This is a genomic window from Pseudomonas sp. 43A (genome assembly GCF_013363935.1).
GTDB classification, from domain to species: domain Bacteria; phylum Pseudomonadota; class Gammaproteobacteria; order Pseudomonadales; family Pseudomonadaceae; genus Aquipseudomonas; species Aquipseudomonas crudilactis.
In genome coordinates, this window is record NZ_CP054880.1 from 4103801 (window position 1) to 4125724 (window position 21924).

At 57.3% G+C, this 21924-nt stretch carries 24 protein-coding genes; 14 read left to right on the forward strand and 10 right to left on the reverse strand.

The window, feature by feature from the left end; genetic code table 11:
• Positions 1 to 148 precede the first annotated feature (148 nt).
• From HUW52_RS17895 to rarD, 3 genes are all read left to right on the forward strand, one after another.
• A complete protein-coding gene (locus HUW52_RS17895) occupies positions 149 to 1459 on the forward strand; it encodes an MFS transporter (RefSeq protein WP_016984441.1) in 1311 nt (436 codons plus the stop codon).
• Between the two features lie 332 nt (positions 1460 to 1791).
• The gene (locus HUW52_RS17900) at positions 1792 to 2805 is read left to right on the forward strand and encodes an aldo/keto reductase (protein ID WP_175554442.1); all 1014 of its coding nucleotides are present in this window, start codon (positions 1792 to 1794) and stop codon (positions 2803 to 2805) included.
• 294 nt (positions 2806 to 3099) lie between these two features.
• Complete coding sequence (gene rarD, locus HUW52_RS17905; protein ID WP_175554443.1) at positions 3100 to 3981, forward strand: EamA family transporter RarD; 882 nt, start codon at positions 3100 to 3102, stop codon at positions 3979 to 3981.
• 177 nt (positions 3982 to 4158) lie between these two features.
• Here rarD and hppD read toward each other — a convergent pair whose 3' ends face one another.
• The gene (gene hppD, locus HUW52_RS17910; protein WP_016984437.1) at positions 4159 to 5235 is read right to left on the reverse strand and encodes a 4-hydroxyphenylpyruvate dioxygenase; all 1077 of its coding nucleotides are present in this window, start codon (positions 5233 to 5235) and stop codon (positions 4159 to 4161) included.
• Between the two features lie 245 nt (positions 5236 to 5480).
• Positions 5481 to 6428, reverse strand: coding sequence for a DMT family transporter (locus HUW52_RS17915; RefSeq protein ID WP_175554444.1), 948 nt, complete (start codon positions 6426 to 6428; stop codon positions 5481 to 5483).
• A 78-nt stretch (positions 6429 to 6506) separates the two neighbouring features.
• Between HUW52_RS17915 and HUW52_RS17920 the strand changes: the two genes are divergently transcribed.
• The 3 genes from HUW52_RS17920 (at position 6507) to HUW52_RS17930 (ending at position 9630) form a co-directional block, all read left to right on the forward strand.
• Positions 6507 to 7376: a LysR family transcriptional regulator gene (locus HUW52_RS17920; protein ID WP_175554445.1), complete on the forward strand. Its 870-nt coding sequence runs from the start codon at positions 6507 to 6509 to the stop codon at positions 7374 to 7376.
• A 118-nt stretch (positions 7377 to 7494) separates the two neighbouring features.
• Positions 7495 to 9030 (forward strand): cyclic diguanylate phosphodiesterase, encoded by a 1536-nt coding sequence (locus tag HUW52_RS17925; protein ID WP_175554446.1) that lies wholly within the window; start codon positions 7495 to 7497, stop codon positions 9028 to 9030.
• 234 nt (positions 9031 to 9264) lie between these two features.
• Complete coding sequence (locus HUW52_RS17930) at positions 9265 to 9630, forward strand: histone-like nucleoid-structuring protein, MvaT/MvaU family (RefSeq protein WP_016984433.1); 366 nt, start codon at positions 9265 to 9267, stop codon at positions 9628 to 9630.
• 217 nt (positions 9631 to 9847) lie between these two features.
• Here the strand turns inward: HUW52_RS17930 and HUW52_RS17935 are convergent, their stop codons facing one another.
• A complete protein-coding gene (locus HUW52_RS17935) occupies positions 9848 to 10366 on the reverse strand; it encodes a DUF4946 domain-containing protein (protein ID WP_175555700.1) in 519 nt (172 codons plus the stop codon).
• Between the two features lie 139 nt (positions 10367 to 10505).
• Here HUW52_RS17935 and gloA point away from each other — a divergent pair, with 139 nt between their 5' ends.
• Positions 10506 to 11027, forward strand: a complete 522-nt coding sequence (gene gloA, locus HUW52_RS17940; RefSeq protein ID WP_038368197.1) for a lactoylglutathione lyase — start codon at positions 10506 to 10508, stop codon at positions 11025 to 11027.
• 253 nt (positions 11028 to 11280) lie between these two features.
• Here the strand turns inward: gloA and ahpF are convergent, their stop codons facing one another.
• The 3 genes from ahpF to HUW52_RS17955 all read right to left on the reverse strand — a co-directional run bounded on the left by ahpF (position 11281) and on the right by HUW52_RS17955 (position 14607).
• Positions 11281 to 12843, reverse strand: coding sequence for an alkyl hydroperoxide reductase subunit F (gene ahpF / locus HUW52_RS17945; protein WP_175554447.1), 1563 nt, complete (start codon positions 12841 to 12843; stop codon positions 11281 to 11283).
• Between the two features lie 124 nt (positions 12844 to 12967).
• A complete protein-coding gene (ahpC, locus tag HUW52_RS17950; RefSeq protein WP_007912224.1) occupies positions 12968 to 13531 on the reverse strand; it encodes an alkyl hydroperoxide reductase subunit C in 564 nt (187 codons plus the stop codon).
• Between the two features lie 137 nt (positions 13532 to 13668).
• Complete coding sequence (locus tag HUW52_RS17955) at positions 13669 to 14607, reverse strand: site-specific integrase (protein WP_175554448.1); 939 nt, start codon at positions 14605 to 14607, stop codon at positions 13669 to 13671.
• A gap of 177 nt (positions 14608 to 14784) precedes the next feature.
• Between HUW52_RS17955 and HUW52_RS17960 the strand changes: the two genes are divergently transcribed.
• Positions 14785 to 15801 carry a DNA-binding protein gene (locus tag HUW52_RS17960; RefSeq protein WP_175554449.1) on the forward strand — a complete coding sequence of 339 codons (1017 nt, stop codon included), beginning with the start codon at positions 14785 to 14787 and terminating at the stop codon, positions 15799 to 15801.
• On the opposite strand, the gene gorA is transcribed toward HUW52_RS17960, so the two are convergent.
• Complete coding sequence (gorA, locus tag HUW52_RS17965; RefSeq protein WP_175554450.1) at positions 15798 to 17156, reverse strand: glutathione-disulfide reductase; 1359 nt, start codon at positions 17154 to 17156, stop codon at positions 15798 to 15800. The two genes, HUW52_RS17960 and gorA, sit on opposite strands and share 4 nt — an antisense overlap.
• Positions 17157 to 17284: 128 nt before the next feature.
• The gene (gene galU / locus HUW52_RS17970) at positions 17285 to 18124 is read right to left on the reverse strand and encodes a UTP--glucose-1-phosphate uridylyltransferase GalU (protein WP_007912230.1); all 840 of its coding nucleotides are present in this window, start codon (positions 18122 to 18124) and stop codon (positions 17285 to 17287) included.
• Between the two features lie 258 nt (positions 18125 to 18382).
• Between galU and HUW52_RS17975 the strand changes: the two genes are divergently transcribed.
• Together HUW52_RS17975 and HUW52_RS17980 are read left to right on the forward strand one after the other, a co-directional pair.
• Positions 18383 to 18568: a hypothetical protein gene (locus HUW52_RS17975; RefSeq protein ID WP_007912238.1), complete on the forward strand. Its 186-nt coding sequence runs from the start codon at positions 18383 to 18385 to the stop codon at positions 18566 to 18568.
• Positions 18569 to 18710: 142 nt separating this feature from the next.
• The gene (locus HUW52_RS17980) at positions 18711 to 18992 is read left to right on the forward strand and encodes a hypothetical protein (RefSeq protein ID WP_026000600.1); all 282 of its coding nucleotides are present in this window, start codon (positions 18711 to 18713) and stop codon (positions 18990 to 18992) included.
• 3 nt (positions 18993 to 18995) lie between these two features.
• On the opposite strand, the gene HUW52_RS17985 is transcribed toward HUW52_RS17980, so the two are convergent.
• Together HUW52_RS17985 and HUW52_RS17990 are read right to left on the reverse strand one after the other, a co-directional pair.
• The gene (locus HUW52_RS17985) at positions 18996 to 19226 is read right to left on the reverse strand and encodes a hypothetical protein (protein ID WP_007912247.1); all 231 of its coding nucleotides are present in this window, start codon (positions 19224 to 19226) and stop codon (positions 18996 to 18998) included.
• 71 nt (positions 19227 to 19297) lie between these two features.
• On the reverse strand, positions 19298 to 19654 hold the full coding sequence (locus HUW52_RS17990) for a hypothetical protein (protein ID WP_016984993.1): 357 nt from the start codon (positions 19652 to 19654) through the stop codon (positions 19298 to 19300).
• A gap of 210 nt (positions 19655 to 19864) precedes the next feature.
• Between HUW52_RS17990 and HUW52_RS17995 the strand changes: the two genes are divergently transcribed.
• The 4 genes from HUW52_RS17995 (at position 19865) to alkB (ending at position 21847) form a co-directional block, all read left to right on the forward strand.
• A complete protein-coding gene (locus tag HUW52_RS17995) occupies positions 19865 to 20167 on the forward strand; it encodes a DUF1883 domain-containing protein (RefSeq protein WP_016984992.1) in 303 nt (100 codons plus the stop codon).
• A gap of 28 nt (positions 20168 to 20195) precedes the next feature.
• Entirely contained in the window at positions 20196 to 20372 is a 177-nt protein-coding gene (locus HUW52_RS18000; protein WP_016984991.1) for a hypothetical protein, read from the forward strand.
• A gap of 93 nt (positions 20373 to 20465) precedes the next feature.
• Positions 20466 to 21176, forward strand: coding sequence for a 2OG-Fe(II) oxygenase (locus HUW52_RS18005; RefSeq protein WP_175555701.1), 711 nt, complete (start codon positions 20466 to 20468; stop codon positions 21174 to 21176).
• A 5-nt stretch (positions 21177 to 21181) separates the two neighbouring features.
• Positions 21182 to 21847, forward strand: coding sequence for a DNA oxidative demethylase AlkB (gene alkB / locus HUW52_RS18010; protein WP_175554451.1), 666 nt, complete (start codon positions 21182 to 21184; stop codon positions 21845 to 21847).
• The last annotated feature ends 77 nt before the right edge of the window (positions 21848 to 21924 follow it).

The following is a 21924-nucleotide window of genomic DNA, read 5'->3' on the forward strand; positions in this document are numbered from 1 at the left end:
GCGGCAGTCGGTTGTTCACCCGCACAGGGTCTGGCGGCAAACCCTGTGCTCAGGCACAAAGACAATCCGGCCAAAGGTGACCGAGACTCTCGGGGCGATCAACGTTACCCTTTGCATCGCAAAAAATCATAATAAAGAGAGAGCCGCTATGTCGCAGAGCGCCGCAGCTACCCAGACCATCGATGACGATAAAAACGCCGTCTACAAACGCATCACCCTGCGTTTGATCCCCTTCATTTTCATCTGCTACCTGTTCAACTACCTCGACCGGGTCAACGTTGGATTTGCCAAACTGCAGATGCTCGACGCACTGAAATTCAGCGAAACCGTGTACGGCCTCGGTGCCGGTATTTTCTTCATCGGCTACGTGCTGTGTGGCGTGCCGAGCAACCTGGCCCTGACCAAATTCGGCCCACGGCGCTGGATTGCCGTGATGATGATCACCTGGGGCACGCTGTCGACCTGCCTGTTGTTCGTCACCACTCCGACCGAGTTCTACACTCTGCGGCTGTTCACCGGTGCGGCCGAAGCCGGGTTCTTCCCCGGCGTCGTGCTGTACCTTTCGCAGTGGTTCCCGACTTTCCGCCGTGGGCGGATCATGGCGCTGTTCATGTCGGCGATCCCGGTGTCCGGTCTGCTCGGCAGCCCGTTCTCAGGCTGGATTCTCAATCACTTCGCGGCGGGCCAGGGCGGTCTGGCCGGCTGGCAGTGGATGTTTCTGCTGCAAGGCATTCCAACAGTCATCCTCGGTGCCCTCGCCTATTTCCTGTTGAGCGACAGCTTCGCCAACGCCAAATGGTTGAGCCCGCATGAGCGTGCAGTGCTGGAAGCGGATCAGGCCGAAGACCTAGCGAACAAACCGAAAACCACCTCCGACTCGCTGCTGGCGGTGTTCAAGAACCCGGCAATCTGGGCGTTCGGCCTGATCTATTTCTGCATCCAGAGCGGCGTGTACGCGATCAACTTCTGGCTGCCGTCGATCATCAAGAACCTCGGTTTCAGCGATAACCTGGTGATCGGCTGGCTCAGTGCGATTCCATATTTGCTGGCGGCGGTGTTCATGCTGGTGGTCGGGCGTTCGGCGGATCTGCGTAAAGAGCGCCGCTGGCATTTGGTGGTGCCAATGCTGATGGGGGCGATCGGCCTGGTGATTGCGGTGAATTTTGCGGCGAATCCGGCGATTGCGATTCTCGGCCTGACCATTGCCACCATGGGCGCACTGACCGGTCTGCCGATGTTCTGGCCGGTGCCGACGGCGATGTTGAGCGCGGGCGCTGCGGCTGGTGGGCTGGCGTTGATCAACTCGATGGGGCAAATGGCTGGGTTCCTCAGCCCGTACCTGGTGGGTTGGGTCAAGGACAGCACCGGCTCGACGGATGCAGCGTTGTATCTGCTGGCGGGGGTGATTGTTGGCGGGAGTCTGCTGGCGTTGCGCATGACGCGGACGTTGCGGGCTTGAGTTTTTGAAGCGAAGAAGAACGGCCCTTTTCAGGGCCGTTTTTTATTCGGGTTTCCGCTTGGTTTTTGTGGTGTCCTGTAGATCTTTTCCCCCTCACCCCAGCCCTCTCCCCCAGGGGGGCGAGGGGGAAAGGGAGCCGATCTGCGGGCTTTTCAAGACTTGAGTTCGACTCGGTATTGCACGTCGGCGTACCTCTTTCAAACACCTCGGTCGGTCCTCTCTCCTTCCGGGAGAGGGTTAGTGAGGGCTGTGTTTAGCCAATAATTCACTTTGCCGCATTGCACGCTTCTGGTATTTGATTAACCCTTTCCCACCGACAAAAGGATTTCGGCATGAGCTTTCGTACACTCGGTCACTCGGGCTTGCAGGTGTCCACCCTCACCCTCGGAACGATGATGTTTGGCGAACAGACCAGCGCCGAGGATTCGCTGCGCATCATCGACAAGGCCTGGGATCAGGGGATCAATTTCATCGACACCGCCGACGTCTACACCAACGGCCGTTCCGAAGAGATTGTCGGTGAAGCGATTGCCCGGCATCGGCATGAGTGGGTGCTGGCGACCAAGGTCGGTTTCGGCCCGGTGGACGGTGTGCCGAACCGCAGCGGCCTGAGTCGCAAACACATTTTCAATGGTCTTGAGGCCAGTCTGACTCGCTTGGGCACGGACTATCTCGACATCTATTACCTGCACCGCGAAGACCACAACACGCCGCTTGAAGTGAGCGTTTCGGCGATTGGCGATTTGATTCGTCAGGGCAAGATCCGCTATTGGGGTTTGTCGAACTATCGCGGCTGGCGGATTGCCGAGGTGATACGAATCGCCGATAAGCTCGGCGTCGACCGTCCAGTGATCAGCCAGCCGCTTTACAACATCGTCAACCGTCAGGCCGAGACCGAGCAGATTACAGCGGCGCAAACCTATGGCCTTGGCGTGGTGCCTTACAGTCCGCTGGCCCGTGGTGTGCTCAGTGGCAAGTACGCACCGGACGTCCAACCGGACGCCAATAGCCGCGCCGGGCGTCAGGACAAGCGCATTCTGGAAACCGAGTGGCGGGTGGAGTCGCTGCGCATTGCCCAGCAGATTCAGCAGTACACCGAGCAACGCGGGGTCGGCATGGTCGAGTTTGCGATCGCGTGGGTGTTGAACAACGGCGCCGTGACGTCGGCGATCGTCGGACCGCGCACTGAGGCGCAATGGGATGCGTACACCTTGGCGCAGACGGTGAAGATTACGGCTGAGGATGAGGCTTTTATCGATTCGCTGGTAACACCGGGGCATTCATCGACACCGGGGTTCAATGATGTGAGCCATTTTGTGTCGGGGCGTAAACCCCGTTCGGCTTGAGATCCCTGCCCTCACCCTAGCCCTCTCCCAGAGGGAGAGGGAACCGATTGGGGGATATTGAGGCTACGCTTTTGCCTGAAACTTTCGTAGTGAATCCATAATCGACTCGATATTTCACGTCGCTGAATATCGTGAAGCATCCCAGGTCAGTCCCCTCTCCCTCAGGGCGGACCGACGTTTCGGGAGGGTTAGGGTGAGGGGCTTGTGTGGGGAATATTGACCACTTGGCCAATATTCAGCACAAAAACCACGTATCCTTCGCGCCCCGTTTGACCATCAACCCGCGAGGACAGTTTGTCTAAAGGTATCGCTCTATCGGTTTCAGCCTCGGTGCTGTTTGCCGTCATGTATTACTACACTTCGTTGCTCACGCCGTTGAGTGGCGTGGAAATCTTTGGCTGGCGGATGCTGCTGACCGTTCCGTGCATGACCGTGTTCATGCTGGTGTCCGGGGAATGGCGACGGGGGCTGGAGCTGGTTCGGCTGATGGCGGCAAAGCCGAAATTGATCGCAGGCCTGATCGTTTCGGCGGCCCTGCTCGGTGTGCAATTGTGGCTGTTCATGTGGGCGCCGCTCAACGGCTACAGCCTCGATGTTTCGCTGGGCTACTTCCTGCTGCCACTGGCGATGGTGCTGACCGGGCGGATTGCCTACGGTGAGAGCCTGTCGTATCTGCAAAAAGTCGCCGTGTTCTTCGCATCCCTGGGGGTGTTGAACGAGTTGTATCAGGTTGGCGGATTTTCCTGGGCGACGCTGGTGGTTGTGGTTGGCTACCCGTTGTACTTCGTGCTGCGCAAATACCTGAAGACTGACAATCTGGGCGGATTGTGGGTCGACATGACCCTGATGCTGCCCGTCGCCTATTGGTTTGTGCAGGGTGGCGAGCAAGGTTTCGGCGTGTTCGATCAGTACCCCGGGTTGCTGTGGCTGATTCCGTTGCTTGGGTTGATCAGCGCGTCGGCGTTGGTGGTGTACATCATTGCCAGCCGTTTGCTGCCGTTCAGTCTGTTTGGCCTGTTGAGTTATGTTGAGCCGGTGTTGCTGCTCGGTGTGGCGCTGTTGCTCGGTGAGAGCATCAAGTCCGGGGAGTGGCTGACGTACATTCCGATCTGGCTGGCGGTTGTGGTGCTGGTCTTCGAAGGCTTCAAACACCTGATGCGGCAACGCCGTCCTTAAGCCCAACACAAAAAAATGTGGGAGCGAGCTTGCTCGCGAAAGCGGTGGTTCAGTCACCCTGGATGTTGAATGGGAGACCGCTTTCGCGAGCAAGCTCGCTCCCACAGGACTTGTGTGAAACAAAAAATCCCGGCCCTGCATCTCTGCAGGCCGGGATTTTTTCATTTCAATTGCGGATTACTCGGTAGCGAGTACACCACGTCGCACCTGATCACGCTCGATCGACTCGAACAGCGCCTTGAAGTTGCCTTCGCCGAAACCATCATCGCCTTTGCGCTGGATGAATTCGAAGAACACCGGGCCCATCAGGGTTTCCGAGAAGATCTGCAGCAGCAGACGCTTGTCGCCCTGCTCCGAAGCACCGTCGAGCAGGATGCCGCGCGATTGCAGCTGATCAACTGGCTCGCCGTGATTCGGCAGACGACCTTCGAGCATTTCGTAGTAGGTGTCTGGCGGCGCAGTCATGAAGCGCATGCCGATTTTCTTCAACTGATCCCAGGTCTTGATCAGGTCGTCGGTGAGGAACGCGACGTGCTGGATGCCCTCGCCGTTGAACTGCATCAGGAATTCTTCGATCTGCCCGGCGCCTTTGGACGACTCTTCGTTCAGCGGGATGCGGATCATGCCGTCCGGTGCGGTCATCGCTTTCGAGGTCAGGCCGGTGTACTCGCCCTTGATATCGAAGTAACGGATTTCGCGGAAGTTGAACAGTTTCTCGTAGAAGTTCGCCCAGTAGGCCATGCGACCGCGGTAGACGTTGTGGGTCAGGTGGTCGATGATTTTCAGGCCGGCACCGACCGGGTTGCGATCAACGCCTTCGATAAACACGAAGTCGATGTCGTAGATCGAGCTGCCTTCGCCGAAACGGTCGATCAGGTACAGCGGCGCGCCGCCAATGCCTTTGATCGCCGGCAGGTTCAGCTCCATCGGACCGGTTTCGATATGAATCGGCTGAGCGCCGAGTTCCAGTGCGCGGTTGTAGGCCTTTTGCGAATCCTTGACCCGGAATGCCATGCCGCAAACGGACGGGCCGTGCTCGGCGGCGAAGTACGAAGCAACGCTGTTCGGTTCGTTGTTGAGGATCAGGTTGATCGCGCCCTGACGGTACAGGTGCACGTTCTTGGAGCGGTGGGTGGCGACTTTGGTGAAGCCCATGATCTCGAAGATCGGCTCCAGGGTGCCCGGCACCGGCGATGCGAGCTCGATGAATTCAAAGCCCATCAGACCCATTGGGTTTTCGTATAAATCTGTCATGGTGACGCCTCATCATTTCTTATCAATTAACCAGGGTTATTTGTCAGTCATGCGAGGGTGCTGGGTGGCGCACAGGAGATGCCACGCACACTGCGGGCGAGGAAGTCACCGTAGATCAGTTGAAACCCGAATATCTTCATTGTCGACCCAAGGCTCTTGCGGGCGAGGCTTCTGCTGCCAGAAGACGATTATTATTGTATGCGTAACCCGATTCTACACAGCGTAAATAGGCTTGTCTGCCCTCCCTATAAAATCCGCTTTTTTGCGCCCGCTGCAAGGGGTTTGTTGCACAGGTAGATGCCGCCCAGGATCAGTGCACCGCCCAGGCACATGGCCGGCGTCAGTTGCTCGCCCAGCAGCAGCGCGCCAAGGATGACCGCCGTCAACGGGTTCAACGCGATAAACACGCCGCTGCGCGTCGCGCCGATTTTACGAATGCCATCGTAGTAGCCGATGTAGGCCAGCGCCGAGCCGAGGACGCCGAGGTAGATCAGGCTCAGCCATTGCGGCAGGCCGAGATTATTCAGCGCACTCCAGCTCAGTTCGCCGCGCGCGGCCGCCAGAATCCACAGCATCAGCGTGCCGGTCAGGATCGAGTACGTCACGGTCTGCACCGGCCCCAGCGTCTGATTCAGTTCACGGGAAAACAACGAGTAAACGCCCCAGCCCAGCACACAGCCGAGAATCAACAGATCACCGATCCATGCATCAGGCGCTGCAGCCAGTAACTGCGGATTGCGACTGACGATCACCACACCGGCGCCGACAATACAGGTCGCGATACCGGCGACTTTGATCCGGCCCAGGCGCTCTTTGAACAACCACCACGAGGCCAGACCGATCACTGCCGGGTTCAACGCGACGATCAACGAGGCGCGCGAGGCGTTGATGTATTGCAGGCCGTAAAAGAAGCACAGGTTGTAGAAGAAAATCCCGAAGAACCCCAAGAGCATCAGTTGCAACCACTGCCGGGATGTCGGTCGCGCCAAGGGGATCCGCGCCAACCACAAAAAGCCGAGCAACGCTGCACTGGCCAGCAAAAAGCGCAGGCTGGCCGCGAAGGTCGGACTCAGGCTGCCAGCCAGGAACCGCCCGGCGACAAAGGTCCCGCCCCAGATCATGGTGACTACCGCCAGTGTCAGATAAACCGGGATGTCGGACGAGGTTGTATGCAGTTGCTCGACGTTGCGCATGAGGCTCCAGACCAAAGAACTAACGGAATGCCGTATCATTCACCTCATTCTTTGTCATCGTAAAATGAGCAAACACTCATGACCCTCACACAACTGGAAATCTTCTCGCTGGTCGCCGAACTGCGCGGTTTCACCCTCGCCGCACATCGGCTGGGGATTTCGCAGTCGGCGGTGTCCCATGCGATGAAGGCGCTGGAGCAGGAACTGGGGGTCGAGCTGCTGCGTCGGCACCAGTCGTCAGTGGAACTCAGCGATATCGGCGAGCAACTGTTGCTGCGCGCCCGCGCCATGCTCGGTCTGGCCAACACCTTGCGCCAGGAAGCCGCCGATGCGCGCGGCATGAAAAGCGGCACCTTGCGCATCGGCTCGTTTGGGCCAACCTCGTCGATCAAGCTGCTGCCCACTATTTTGCGGCGTTATCGCGAGGCGCATCCGGGCATCGAGGTGCATATCGATGAAGGCCCGGACCGTCAAGTGACTCAATGGCTGGAAGAGCGGCGGATCGACATCGGTTTTGTGGTGCTGCCCCAAGACCGCCTCGATACGTTTGCGCTGATCGAAGACCAGATGGTCGCCCTGCTCCCTGTAGGTCATCCGCTGGCAGCGCGATCGGCATTGACGCTCAAGGACTTGTGCGACGCCCCGTTCGTGCTCACCGAGGCGGGTTCTTCAGAACTGGTATCGCGGCTGTTCATGGCCGCGCGTTTGCAACCGAATATCCGCTATCGCTGCTCGCAACTGCTTAGCACCCTCGACACCGTCAGCCGTGGTGACGCCATCACGATTGTTGCCGAAGGCTCATTGCCGGAGGAAGCAACGCCTCGCTACGTGAAAAAGCCGTTGTTGCCCGCCGTGCAGCGCCAGGTCGGACTCGCCGTCCTCGATCAGCGCCAGGCCTCCCCGGCCACCCTGGCCTTTATCGAAGTGGCAACGCGGATGAATCCTTGATGAGCGGCGCAAGCGCCTTCTGCCATCTATCCTCCCCTCCGGCTGATGTATTTTTCAGCGGCGCGCCGTTACCCGGCCTGCATTCAAGAGCCCCACTCCACCGCGACAGGATGCGCCCATGCCGTTGACCGTCAGACACCGCCGCAAACGCAGCACCCGCATCGTTTTCACACTGCTCAGCGGTTTGCTTCCGGTGCTGCTGGGCAGTGCAATTCTTTATATGCAAGCCGAACGTACGCTGGAGCAAGGCTCACAACAGACTGCCGAAGAGGCGTTGCGCCAATTCGAATTGATGCTCGACAACACCGCACAGGCCGCCCATGAATTGCTGCCACTGGCCGGCCAGACCTGCGAGAACGTCAAACTCGCCCTGCGCGAGCAAGTGACCCGCCGCCCGTTCGTGCGCTCGACCAATCTGGTGTGGGACGACAACCTCTATTGCAGCTCGTTGTTTGGCGACTTCAAGGAAGCCGTCAACGCGGGAGACTACAACCAGGGCAAGTTGTGGCTGATGAATGGCAACCCGGTCACACCCAACACCGCTCTGCTGGTCTATCGGCTCAGCGAAGGTCGCGGCGGCGCACTGACGACACTCGACGGTTACCATCTGAGCAACATGTTGCGTCTGATCGGCCGGCACATGTTGCTGGTGCTACAAGTGGGTGACAACTGGCTGTCAGCCGACGGCAAAGTACACACTGGCGCCCTTCCCGCGTTGCCGATAGCACAACACACACTGGATTCTTCGCGTTACGCGTTCAGTGTCTCCGCCGGTTTTCCCGAGGGCGAAACCTGGCGTTACATGGCCGATGAGTATCCGCCGCTGTTCAGTCTGTTGATCTTTTTTGGCGTGGTCTCGGGGGCCATCGGCCATGTCTTGCAAAAGCGCTCTACGTCGCCGAGCCACGAGATGCTCCGGGCACTCGAAGCCGGCGAGTTCATTCCTTACTTCCAGCCCGTGGTGCACGGTGACAGCAAGAAATGGTCGGGGGCTGAAGTGTTGATGCGCTGGACTCATCCCAAAGAAGGCTTGGTGCGCCCGGATCTGTTTATTCCGTTCGCCGAGCATTCGGGGTTGATCGTGCCGATGACTCGCGCACTGATGCAACAGACCGCCGCGCTGCTGGGGCCGCTGTCAGCGACGTTCACCGCGCCATTTCATATCGGCATCAATATCACCGCCAGCCATTGCAAAGATCTTGAACTGGTAGAGGACTGCCGAACGTTTCTCGCCGCGTTCACCCCGGACAGTATCAGCCTGGTGCTCGAGTTGACCGAGCGCGAATTGATCGAACCGACCGATATCACCCGGCAACTGTTCGAGCAACTGCACGCGCTGGGCGTGAAGATTGCTATTGACGACTTCGGCACCGGCCACTCGAGCCTCGGCTACTTGCGCAAATTCAATGTGGACTTCCTCAAGATCGATCAGAGTTTCGTCGCCATGATCGGCATCGATGCGCTGTCCCGACACATTCTCGACACCATTATCGAACTGTCGGCCAAGCTTGATTTGGGTATTGTTGCCGAAGGTGTCGAAACTCAGGCGCAGGCCGATTATCTGACCGCACATCACGTCAACTTTCTGCAAGGCTACCTGTTCGGCAAACCGATGCCGGCGGCGGACTTCATCAGCGCATTAACTCAACATTAACTAAGCCGGGTTAAGACGAGCGTACCGACCAGGCGCACCAAATTGATACAAAAGACCGCTGTTGTTACATGAAGACAACATCAGGATTTACTCTTGGCGCATTAACTACTACAATTTTTTCAACCTGAGCAAGATTGGCAGGTGAGCCATTTATCACCGAGTCGCTTCAAGGCTCTTGGCTTATAGCTTTGTTTGCGGTTGGTATCAGCCAAACACACTATTGGAGTAAAGATATTGTCCAGACTCGCTGAATTTCGTGCAGCTGAAAAGGCCCTTCAGGAACAGCTCAAGCAGCTGGAATCGCTGAAGAACGATGCCGGGCTCAAGAAAGAAATCGAATTCGAAGAAAAGCTCCAGGGGCTGATGAAACACTACGGCAAAGGCCTGAAAGATATCATCGCCATTCTCGATCCGAACCCGGCAAAATCGGGGCTGCAGGCAACTGCTGCACCTAAAACCCGCCGCGCTCGCGTGGTCAAGGTTTATCAGAACCCGCACACCGGTGAACTGATCGAAACCAAAGGCGGCAACCACCGTGGCCTGAAAGCCTGGAAGGAACAATACGGTGCAGGCACTGTTGATTCCTGGTTGCGCGGTTAATCCCACGCCAACAACGAAGCCCTGCTGATGCAGGGCTTTTTTATTGACAATATCTAACAAATGAAATGAATTTCATCTAACAATTTCGACTTTTCTGTAACGTGGCTGAGTCAGACAGCTAAACATTTTGCTGCGCAATGTTGCGCTCGTAGCCCTGCGTTAAACTTTGTGCTTAATCCCTTCAGGTATCTAATCAAGCCATGAAGAGTACAGCGACTTAAAGTTTCAAGCTGTTTCTCACCGCCACTATCTCGTCTGCGCTTGCCTTATAAACCTCGGCCTGGCCGGCGTAGGAAAGAACATAAGCCCTGTTCGCCTCGACCGCCGCCACCAAGGTTTGCGACAACACATGCCGACCGTTTTCAGTGATCGTGCAAGTGGTTTCCAGCGCCGATAAAGTGCCCAGCGTGGCCGGATGCACTTTGTTGCAGACACTCTGGTAGCCGGTCTGGAAGAAATCCTTTTGTATCGACTTGCGCATTTCCAGCAGCACACCCTGCAAATTGACCTGATGGTCTTTCTCAACCTGAGTCATGGTCAATTCCATCACCATCACCTGATTGCCATTGGCGTCGTTCTTCACCGCACGCTGACGGGAAACTCGTGCACTTGTCTCAGGCAGTGCCTCCACTTGCCAGCCGGCCGGCCAGGTGATGCTCGGTTCGTCTGCCGATGCGCAGACAGCCACAAGCGACAACACAGAAAAAACAAACAGGGATTTGAACAGTCGGATCATTGCCGGGCGCACTCGCAGATTGAGCGGTAAAGTCTGAGGCTCGCCTGCACGCAGGGCAAGCCTGCCCTTTCATTTGGCGATGCCGACAGGCATGCGTATCATTGCGTCCATTCACTCGCCCATAGTTATTGGAGGGCCCATGAGCCTGCACGAACTCAACACTTTCCCCGGCGTTACCGCTACGCCAGACAGCGCAACCCGAAACTTCGTTTTCAACCACACCATGTTGCGTGTCAAAGACATCAGCAAATCCTTGGACTTCTACACCCGCGTACTGGGTTTCTCGCTGGTCGAGAAGCGTGACTTCCCGGAAGCCGAGTTCAGCCTGTATTTCCTCGCGCTGGTCGACAAGGCACAGATCCCGGCCGACGCAGCCGCTCGCACCGAGTGGATGAAGTCGATTCCGGGCATCCTCGAACTGACCCATAACCATGGCACCGAGAACGACGCGGATTTCGCTTATCACAACGGCAATACCGATCCGCGTGGCTTTGGCCATATTTGCATTTCGGTGCCGGATATTGTCGCGGCGTGCGCACGCTTTGAAGAGCTGGGCTGCGACTTCCAGAAGCGCCTGACCGATGGCCGCATGAAAAGCCTGGCGTTCATCAAGGATCCGGATGGTTACTGGGTCGAGATCATTCAGCCTGCGCCACTGTAAAAGCTGAAAAGCCCCTCACCTTAGCCCTCTCCCATAGGGAGAGGGGACTGATTGGTTGATATTGCAGAAGCTCACCGACTTGAAAGATTAGCGCTGAATCCATAATCGACTGCGCTTTCAGGTCGATGGAAAACGCCAGACACCTCGGTCGGCTCCCTCTCCTGGAGGGAAAGGGCTGGGGTGAAGGGCCGCTTTTAACGCGCAATAAAAAACCCGTGATCGCTCACGGGTTTTTTCATTTCTGGCCTGACAGTTATGCCGGGGCCGAGGTGCGGATCAGGTGATCAAAAGCACTCAGTGAAGCCTTGGCGCCCTCACCCACCGCGATCACGATCTGCTTGTACGGCACGGTCGTCACGTCGCCGGCAGCGAAGATGCCCGGGATCGACGTTTCACCACGGTTATCGACAATGATTTCGCCACGCGGCGACAGCTCGATGGTGCCCTTCAGCCAGTCGGTGTTCGGCAGCAAACCGATCTGCACGAAGATCCCTTCCAGCTCGACAGTGCGCAGTTCATCAGTGTTGCGGTCCTTGTAACGCAGGCCGTTGACCTTCTCGCCATTGCCGGTGACTTCAGTGGTTTGCGCACTGGTGATCACGGTGACGTTCGGCAGGCTGTGCAGCTTGCGTTGCAATACGGCGTCGGCACGCAGTTGTACGTCGAACTCCAGCAGCGTCACGTGCGACACGATACCCGCTAGGTCGATGGCCGCTTCCACGCCGGAGTTACCGCCGCCAATCACCGCAACACGCTTGCCTTTGAACAACGGACCGTCGCAGTGCGGGCAGTACGCCACGCCTTTGTTGCGGTATTGCTGCTCACCCGGCACGTTCATCTCGCGCCAGCGCGCACCGGTCGCCAGAATCACGCTTTTGGCTTTCAGGGTCGCGCCGCTGGCGAAACGGACTTCATGCAGCTCGCCATTCTTGCCCGGGATCAATTTGTCGGCACGTTGCAGGTTCATGATGTCGACGTCGTACTGCTTGACGTGTTCTTCCAGCGCCGTGGCCAGTTTCGGCCCTTCGGTTTCCTGTACGGAAATGAAGTTCTCGATGGCCATGGTGTCGAGCACCTGACCGCCGAAACGTTCAGCCGCGACACCGGTGCGGATGCCTTTACGTGCAGCGTAAATTGCGGCCGAAGCACCGGCCGGGCCACCACCCACAACCAACACGTCGAATGCTTCTTTTGCGCTGATCTTCTCGGCCTGACGCTCGATCGCGCCGGTGTCAAGTTTGGCGAGAATCTCTTCCAGACCCATGCGGCCCTGACCGAAGTTTTCACCGTTGAGGTAGATGCTCGGCACGGCCATGATCTTGCGATCGTTGACTTCGTCCTGGAACAGCGCGCCGTCAATAGCGACGTGGTGGATATTCGGGTTGAGCACAGCCATCAGGTTCAGCGCCTGGACTACGTCCGGGCAGTTCTGGCAGGACAGCGAGAAGTACGTCTCGAAGCTGAACTGGCCTTTGAGCGAGCGGATCTGCTCGATCACTTCAACGCTGGCTTTCGATGGGTGGCCGCCGACTTGCAGCAAGGCCAATACCAGCGAAGTAAATTCGTGGCCCATCGGGATGCCGGCGAAACGCAGACTGATGTCAGCGCCCGGGCGGTTGATCGAGAACGATGGCTTGCGTGCATCGTCACCGCTGTCGATCAAGGTAATTTGGCTCGAAAGACTGGCAACATCTTTCAGCAGTTCCAGCATTTCACGGGATTTCGCACCGTCGTCGAGGGAGGCAACGATCTCGATCGGCTGGGTGACCCGTTCCAGGTACGATTTCAACTGGGCTTTAAGATTGGCGTCCAACATACGGGCGATTTCCTTTATTTGAGGCGAAAAAAAGCCCGAGCGAATCTCGCCCGGGCATTTTTATTGGGCGGTGCAGCGTACTTAAGAAGGTGCGGCGTACCGCCCTGAGTTGCGTGTCACAGACTTAGATCTTGCCAACCAGATCCAGGGACGGTGCCAGAGTGGCCTCGCCTTCTTTCCACTTGGCTGGGCAAACTTCGCCTGGGTGAGCAGCAACGTACTGAGCAGCCTTGATCTTGCGCAGCAGCTCGGAAGCGTCACGGCCAACGCCGCCATCGTTCAGTTCAACGATTTTGATCTGGCCTTCAGGGTTGATCACGAAGGTGCCACGGTCAGCCAGGCCAACTTCTTCGATCAGCACGTCGAAGTTGCGGGAGATGGCGTGGGTCGGGTCGCCGATCATGGTGTATTCGATTTTGCCGATGGCTGGCGAGGTGTTGTGCCAGGCAGCGTGGGCAAAGTGGGTGTCGGTGGAAACGCTGTAGATCTCTACGCCGAGTTTCTGGAAGGCAGCGTAGTTGTCAGCCAGGTCTTCCAGCTCGGTTGGGCAAACGAAGGTGAAGTCGGCTGGGTAGAAGAATACGACCGACCACTTGCCTTTCAGGTCAGCGTCCGAGACTTGAACGAAGTCGCCGTTTTTGAACGCGGTAGCTTTGAACGGTTTTACTTGGCTGTTGATGATAGGCATTGATGACTCTCCGTCAGTGGTTGTGAATTCGATGGGTGAATCCTACCCACTCACTCGACGGATGGCTCATTGGCAAACCTGATGCTGCTGATTTGTTTTCGCTATTAGCCGACTGTATTAATAGAAGAAAACGATATCTACGACGAAGCCGGGTTATCCGTAATCCGAGCCATCCCTTGGAATGGGCTGGCTTCAACATAGCGCATGGCGGACTTCATATCCTTCCAGCCGACGTAACTCATCAGGGATTTCAGATCCCAGCCGCTTTGATGGGCCCAGGTTGCGAAGCCTCGACGCAATGAATGGCTGGTGTAGTTTTCGGCAGCAATGCCGGCGCGCTGCAACGCCTGGCGCAGCAGCGGGATGATGCTGTTAGCGTGCAGCCCCTCCTCGTTCAGATTGCCCCAGCGATCAATACTGCGAAAAACCGGGCCGCGTACCAGCGCCGCTTCGGTGATCCAGTCGATATAGGCTTGCACCGGGCACAGCTTGAGCAGCGCCGGGGCTTGATAGGTCTGCCCGAGGTTTTCCCGATCGCCCTTGCTGCGTGGCAGATACAAGGTGATGCCTTTGCCTGCGTGCGCCTGCACGTGTTCGATCTGCAAGCGACACAACTCATCACTGCGAAAGCCACGCCAGAATCCCAGGAGTATCAGTGCGCGATCACGGTAAGCCTTGAGGAGTAACGGGCGATCCTGCTGCTCTCTGGCGATTTGTACTTCATGCTCAAGCCAATCGATGACGCGCTGCAGATCCTGCAACTGCAACGGCTCGGCCTGTTTCTCCTGCGCTGGATGCAACGCGCGAATGCCTTTGAAGACCTTGCGCACCACCGGCGCCTTGGTCGGATCGGCAAACCCTTGGCTGTTGTGCCACTGCGCCAGCGCCGACAAACGCAGCTTCAGCGTGTTGATCGACAACTCCTCAGCGTGCGCCACCAAATACCGCGCAACGCTGTCGGCGGTTGCCGGCAAGAACCCGCCCCACTTCACCTCGAAATGCTCGATGGCCGCGCGATAGCTGCGGCGGGTGTTGTCACGGGTGGCGGCTTGCAGATAGCGATCCAGATCGCTCATGGGCTGTTTTCTCGCTGGCGTACTGATACGGGGATGCAGATGCGCATTTTGCCGCCTGACACTGGGTAATACCAGTATATCCCGCGTCTTTATTATCAAAGGTTTACCTTTATTTTCTGAATGGTACACTGCGTACTTTAGTGGCATGTACCACAGTACGTAACCGTAGGAGTTCACATGGCCCGTGGCGGCATTACCAAAGCCCTGGTGCAGATCGCGCGCGCAGCAATCCTCGCCCGCGGCGAACACCCGAGCATCGATGCAGTACGCATTGAAATGGGCAACACCGGCTCGAAAACCACGATCCATCGCTATCTGAAAGAGCTGGATGACGGCGCGCAGCCGGTTGAAGCCTCGGCAGAGCCGATCGACGATGAGCTGACCGCCCTCGTCTCACGCCTCGCCCAACGCCTCAAAGAACAGGCGCAAGAGCCTATCGAGCAAGCCCGCGAGCAGTTCGAGGAACAGCGCGAAGCACTGGAATCGGAGCTGAAACAGACTCGCGAGGCATTGGAAAAACTCGAACACGATCACGATATTCAAGGGGCTGCGCTGGCGCGTGAGTCCGAAGCGCTTGGCAACACCCGTTCGATGCTGCAAACCGAACAGACTCGTAATGCCGGACTGAATCAGGCACTGGCCGATTTTGAATTGCGCCTACAGGACAAGGACGAGCAAATCCGCTCGCTGGAAGAGAAACATCTGCACGCTCGCGATGCGCTGGAGCATTACCGCAATGCCACTAAAGAGCAGCGCGAGCAGGAACAGAGCCGCCACGAAAGCCAAGTGCAGCAGATTCAGGCCGAGCTGCGTCAGGCACAGCAAAGCGCACTGGTTCGTCAGGACGAGATTACGCAACTGCACCGCGACAACGAGCGTCTGCTTACCGAGAACCGTGGCACCCAACGCGAATTGAGCCTGATGCAAGATCAACTAAAGCAGAGCAATCAGCGTCAGGATCAACTGCTGGAGCAAGCGACCCGCGTCGACAGCGAACGCACCCTCCTCCAAGAACGCTTGCGTGTGGCCACACTGGAAAGCCAGACACTCAAACAGAGCGTCGAGGAGCAGACACTGCTCAACCAGTCACTGGAAAAAGAATTGAACAAGGCTCAAGCAAGCCTGGAAGAAAGCCAACGTCTGGCGGCTACCGTTGCGGCAGCGCCAGACTCGGCCAAACCGAAAGACGCTTAAGCGCCGACCGGCGTACGCATGGTGACGAATTCTTCGGCGGCCGTCGGGTGCACCCCGATCGTGTCGTCGAAGTCACGCTTGGTCGCGCCAGCCTTCAACGCAATCGCCAAACCCTGAACGATCTCGCCAGCGTCCGGGCCGACCATGTGGCAGCCGAGGACTTTATCGGTCTTGCCGTCGACCACCAGCTTCATCAGGGTTTTTTCCTGACACTCGGTCAGGGTCAGTTTCATCGGCCGGAAACGGCTTTCGAAGATCACCACCTCGTGACCAGCCTCGCGCGCTTCTTCCTCGGTCAAACCGACCGTGCCGATGTTCGGCAGGCTGAATACCGCCGTCGGGATCATCTTGTAATCCACCGGACGGTATTGCTCAGGCTTGAACAGACGCCGCGCCACGGCCATGCCCTCCGCCAACGCCACGGGCGTCAGCTGCACACGACCGATGACATCGCCCAGCGCCAGAATCGATGGCTCGCTGGTCTGATATTGCTCGTCGACTTTGATGAAGCCCTTGTCGGTGAGCTGCACATCGGTGTTTTCCAGGCCCAGATTGTCGAGCATCGGACGCCGACCCGTGGCGTAGAAAATGCAATCCGCCTCCAGCTCACGACCATCTTTAAGCGTTGCTTTCAAGCTGCCATCGGCCTGCTTGTCGATACGTGCGATGTCGGCGTTGAACTGCAGATCCAGACCACGCTTGGTCAGCTCTTCCTGCAAGTGCTTACGCACCGAACCATCGAAACCACGCAGGAACAGATCGCCGCGATACAGCAGCGTGGTGTTCGCACCGAGGCCGTGGAAAATTCCGGCGAACTCGACCGCGATGTAACCGCCGCCAACCACCAGCACACGCTTTGGCAGCTCTTTGAGGAAGAATGCCTCATTGGAACCGATCGCGTGTTCGCGCCCCGGAATCTCCGGAATCTGCGGCCAGCCACCGGTGGCGATCAGAATGTTCTTCGCGGTAAAACGCTCGCCATTCACTTCGACTTCATGCGGGCCAACGATCTTCGCGTGCGCTTCATGCAAGGTCACGCCGCTGTTGACCAGCAGATTGCGATAAATGCCGTTGAGGCGATTGATCTCGCGATCCTTGTTGGCGATCAGCGTCGCCCAATCAAAATTCGCTTCGCCCAGGCTCCAGCCAAAACCGGACGCCTGCTCGAAGTCTTCGGCGAAATGCGCGCCGTACACCAGCAACTTTTTCGGCACACAGCCAACGTTGACACAGGTCCCGCCCAGATAACGGCTTTCCGCCACCGCCACTTTCGCACCGAAACCGGCCGCAAAACGCGCAGCACGCACACCGCCGGAACCGGCACCAATCACATAAAGGTCAAAATCGTAGGCCATTTCTATCTCCTCGGCAGGGGATCAGCATACCTGCAGTCACCCATTGGGCAAGCACTGCCAGTCATATGGGGACGCAAAATGAAAAAACCCGCCGAAGCGGGTTTTTCTTGCAGACCAATCAAGCGCTCTTAATAAGCCTTGCCAGTCTTGTAGAAGTTCTCGAAGCAGAAGTTGGTCGCTTCGATGTAGCCTTCAGCGCCACCGCAGTCGAAACGCTTGCCTTTGAACTTGTAGGCCATGACGCAGCCGTTCTGGGCTTGCTTCATCAGGGCGTCGGTGATCTGGATTTCGCCGCCCTTGCCTGGCTCGGTTTGTTCGATCAGGTCGAAGATGTCCGGGGTCAGGATGTAACGACCGATGATCGCCAGGTTCGACGGCGCGTCTTCCGGCTTTGGCTTCTCGACCATGCTGTGAACGCGGTAGATGTCGTCGCGGATCATCTCGCCAGCGATCACGCCGTACTTGCTGGTTTCCTGCGGGTCGACTTCCTGGATGGCGATGATCGAGCAGCGGAACTGCTTGTACAGCTTGACCATCTGGGTCAGTACGCCGTCGCCTTCGAGGTTGACGCACAGGTCGTCCGCCAGCACCACGGCGAACGGTTCGTCACCGATCAGCGGGCGACCGGTCAGGATTGCGTGGCCCAGACCTTTCATTTCGGTCTGACGGGTGTAGGAGAACGAGCACTCGTCGAGCAGTTTGCGGATACCGACCAGGTATTTTTCCTTGTCGGTGCCTTTGATCTGGTTTTCCAGCTCGTAGCTGATGTCGAAGTGGTCTTCCAGAGCACGCTTGCCACGACCGGTCACGATGGAGATTTCCGTCAGGCCAGCATCCAGAGCTTCTTCAACGCCGTACTGGATCAGTGGCTTGTTTACCACCGGCAGCATTTCTTTAGGCATGGCTTTAGTCGCTGGCAGGAAGCGAGTACCGTAACCGGCTGCTGGGAACAAGCATTTCTTGATCATATAAGTCCTTGAAAGGGCTGTGTGTACGAGTTTCGGCGCAGTCTAATCAGGCGGCGTGCACCTTACAATGCCCCGCACTGGCTAACCGATGCCAACATAGAGAAATATTCTCGCCGATAGTTCCATCGACATCCGGGCGCAGCCAGATCAGCGTAGCTCAAAGCTGCCGGCAAACTGAATCACCATACGCTCATCGCCCCCCAATGCGAGCATTTGCCGGTATCATGGCGCCTTTGAACCAGCGAACGAGACAGATAGATGGCCGCGGTAAAAATCATCAATGGGTATGTGATCGACAAGAAAGACGGCAAGTGGACCCTGACCACTACCAACGGCGAGCACATCGCCGGGCCTTTCGACAGCGAGCAAATGGCGACCGATGTTGCTTCCGTATTCACGGACACTCCGGCATCGGCCAAGCGCCGTGGCAAAGATCAGGACTGATCAGCCCTGACATGCCCCAGCCCTGCCCTTGTGCAGGGCTTTTTTGTGCCCGCTGACAAACAAGTGGCCAAACGCTATAACCTTTTCACACCGGCGCTGTCAGAGCGTCTAGTCCCCCTCGCTGAAGACCATGAACATGACCCTGAAAAAATTCCTGCCACTGATCGCGGTAGTGGCACTGGCCGGCTGTGCCACCTCACAACCCACCTACCTGAACAACGGTGAACAGGGGCTTGCGATCGACTGCTCCGGCGAAGCCAACTCCTGGGCGACCTGCTATGAAAAAGCCGATGCGTCCTGCGCGGGCACTGGTTATCGCATCGTTGGCACTGACGGCACGCCCCAGCCCAAAGAGAGCGACAAAACCCTGGGTGTCGATGTCGGCAACTACAAGAACCGCAGTGTCGTCGTGGTCTGCAAATAGACCTTACATATGTATTTCGGCGAACTTGATTCCGAGTCCGCGCACCACCTCGATCAGATCGTCGAGTCGATTGAAAGACTCGACTTCGTCGTTTTCGTCGACCAGGAAGTAACTGCGGCCGGCGCTTTTCTTGAAAAACACAATCCATTCTCCCGGATTCGCCGGGTTCTGGATGACATGGGTGGCAGAGATCAGGCCCTCTACGTGGCGCTCCCGTACTTGCTCTCGCTTCATCGCGACTCCAGAAATGAAAATGCCGTCACAGCATGACTGCGACGGCATCGGTGCTGATGACTGTCAGTCTATCAGCCGGAAATACACGCATTGGCGGCCTTTTGCACGTCACGCGGGCGAACCGGCACATTCGACATGCGCTCATGCAACTTGATGCTGCTGCCACCGGAGCGATCTTCGATATCAAACACGGCTGCCGCGCCGGTAGAAAGTTTCCCCGGAACGATTACCTGAACCCCGTCCTTGTGTGGCTGCATTTGCAGCGCGCCGCGGCTGTCAGCCAGTTTCTCGGCCAGACACTGGGCATATTCATGGGGTTTCTTGCCGGAGATCACGCTCATGGTCGGCAGCGTTTCATTGATTTCAGAAACACTCGCACAACCACCCACAGCCAGAACCAACGGCAGACACACCACACCCCACTTCATACAATTCCTCCTTTAAAGACCGTCCGACAGCACAAATGCCGTTTTTCTCCGGGTCCTTCTGCATTTAACTCGCATCCGATCGCGAATATCTGTTCAAAATTGTCAAACCAACGCCCGACGGCCAGATAATAACCCGTGCAGACTGATAAACTGCGCGCAATTACAAGCTATCGTTTTGATTTTGTAGAAAAAGCCCTTCTGGAGGCGCCCATGAAATTCATTCACCAGCGCGAGCACCTCAACGAAGACGACATCGTCGTCATCCAATGCTCGCAAATGTGCAACATCCGTCTGATGAACGACGCCAACTTCCGCAGCTTCAAGAATGGCGGCCGTCACACCTATCACGGCGGCGCCTTCGACACGTTTCCGGCCCGTATCACCGCGCCGAGCACGGGTTTCTGGAACATCACCATCGACACCGTCAACCGTCGGCCAATCAGCGTCACGCGCAAGCCGACGCTGACCCATTCGATCAAGATCATCCGTCGTTCCAGCACCAAACTCAGCTGAGACACGTCGCTCAACCAGAAAGGAATGCATGACCGTGGCCCAAACGACCAAATACGTCATCAAGTACAAACTCAACGGTGAACGCCGCTTTGAGTTCGCGCAACTCGAAAACGGCACTGAAGAAGAGGCCAAAGCTGCCCTGGACGCGATTCACGGTCAGAGCGACGACGTGATCAGCGAAATCAGCGTCAGCAAAGCACTGTAAGGCGCGATCACGAATTCGAGCGCAAGCGGCGGAGTGTTCTGCCGCAAGGCCCTGCCTAAACTGACTGCCTCGACCATCAGTCAAGGCATCAGCATGTCAATGTCACCCTTCCGGCTGGAGCTGCTCGACTGGGCAAATCTGGAGCAGCAAATGGATCACGATGGTTGCGCGATTATCCGCTCACTGCTGTCGTCAGAAAGCTGCGAGCGTTTAAGTGCGCTCTATACGCAAGCCGAACCGTTTCGCTCGCAGGTCATCATGGCGCGTCACGGTTTCGGTCGTGGCGAGTACAAGTATTTCCGCTATCCACTTCCCTCAACCGTAGAACGCCTGCGCACTGCGCTTTACCCTCATCTGGTGCCGCTGGCAAACCGCTGGTTCGAGCGCATGAACCTGGCAAAGCGCTTTCCCGAGATCCACAGCGAGTTCCTTCAGCACTGCCATGCCGCCGGCCAGACGCGCCCTACTCCGCTTCTATTGCAGTACGGCCCGCAGGACTACAACTGTCTGCACCAGGACCTGTACGGCGAATTGGTATTTCCCCTGCAAGTGGCGATTCTTCTGTCAGAACCGGGCAAGGATTTTACCGGCGGCGAATTCGTCCTCACCGAACAACGCCCGCGCATGCAATCGCGCCCATTGGTGCAAGACCTGAAACAAGGCGACGCACTGATTTTTGCCGTGAATCAACGCCCGGTCAAAGGCGGGCACGGCGACTATCGGGTGACCATGCGTCATGGCGTCAGTCGCCTGCACAGTGGAAAAAGGCATACCCTAGGTATTATCTTTCACGACGCAACCTGATGACCATGTCTTCAACAACATTCGACCTGTTCGCTGACCACGAACCCGAACAACAAGCCCGAGTCGAACAGATTGGCGAGCAATCCTGGTTATTGCGCGGCTTCGCCCTGCCGACTGTCGATCAGTTGCTGCCGGCACTGGACGTCGTTCTTGCCGCGGCGCCCTTGCGTCACATGGTGACACCGGGCGGTTTCAGTATGTCAGTCGGCACCAGCAGTTGCGGTGACTGGGGCTGGATCACTGATCGCAGCGGCTATCGTTATTCGGCTGTCGACCCGCTCAACGGGCTGCCTTGGCCGCAGATGCCGAAATCGTTCGCTGCTCTGGCGCATTCGGCAGCCGAGCTAGCTGGTTTTTCTGACTTCATTGCAGATTCCTGCCTGATCAATCGCTATGTCCCTGGCGCAAAAATGTCATTGCATCAGGATAAAGACGAAAAGGACTACGCCGCGCCGATCGTTTCCCTGTCACTCGGATTGCCGGCCATGTTTCTGTTCGGTGGTTTTGCCCGCAGCGACAAGACCCGGCGAATCCCGCTGCTGCACGGTGACATAGTGGTCTGGGGCGGCGTTGACCGATTGCGCTACCACGGCGTATTGCCGATCAAGCAAGGTCAGCATCCACGCTTGGGTGAACAACGGATCAACCTGACGTTTCGGGTCGCTCGCTGAGCCCCAAAAGTTTGACCGCAAGGCCCGGAGTGTTGTGCCAGGCGAGGCTGGTTAACCTGAATCAAACAGGTCAACGG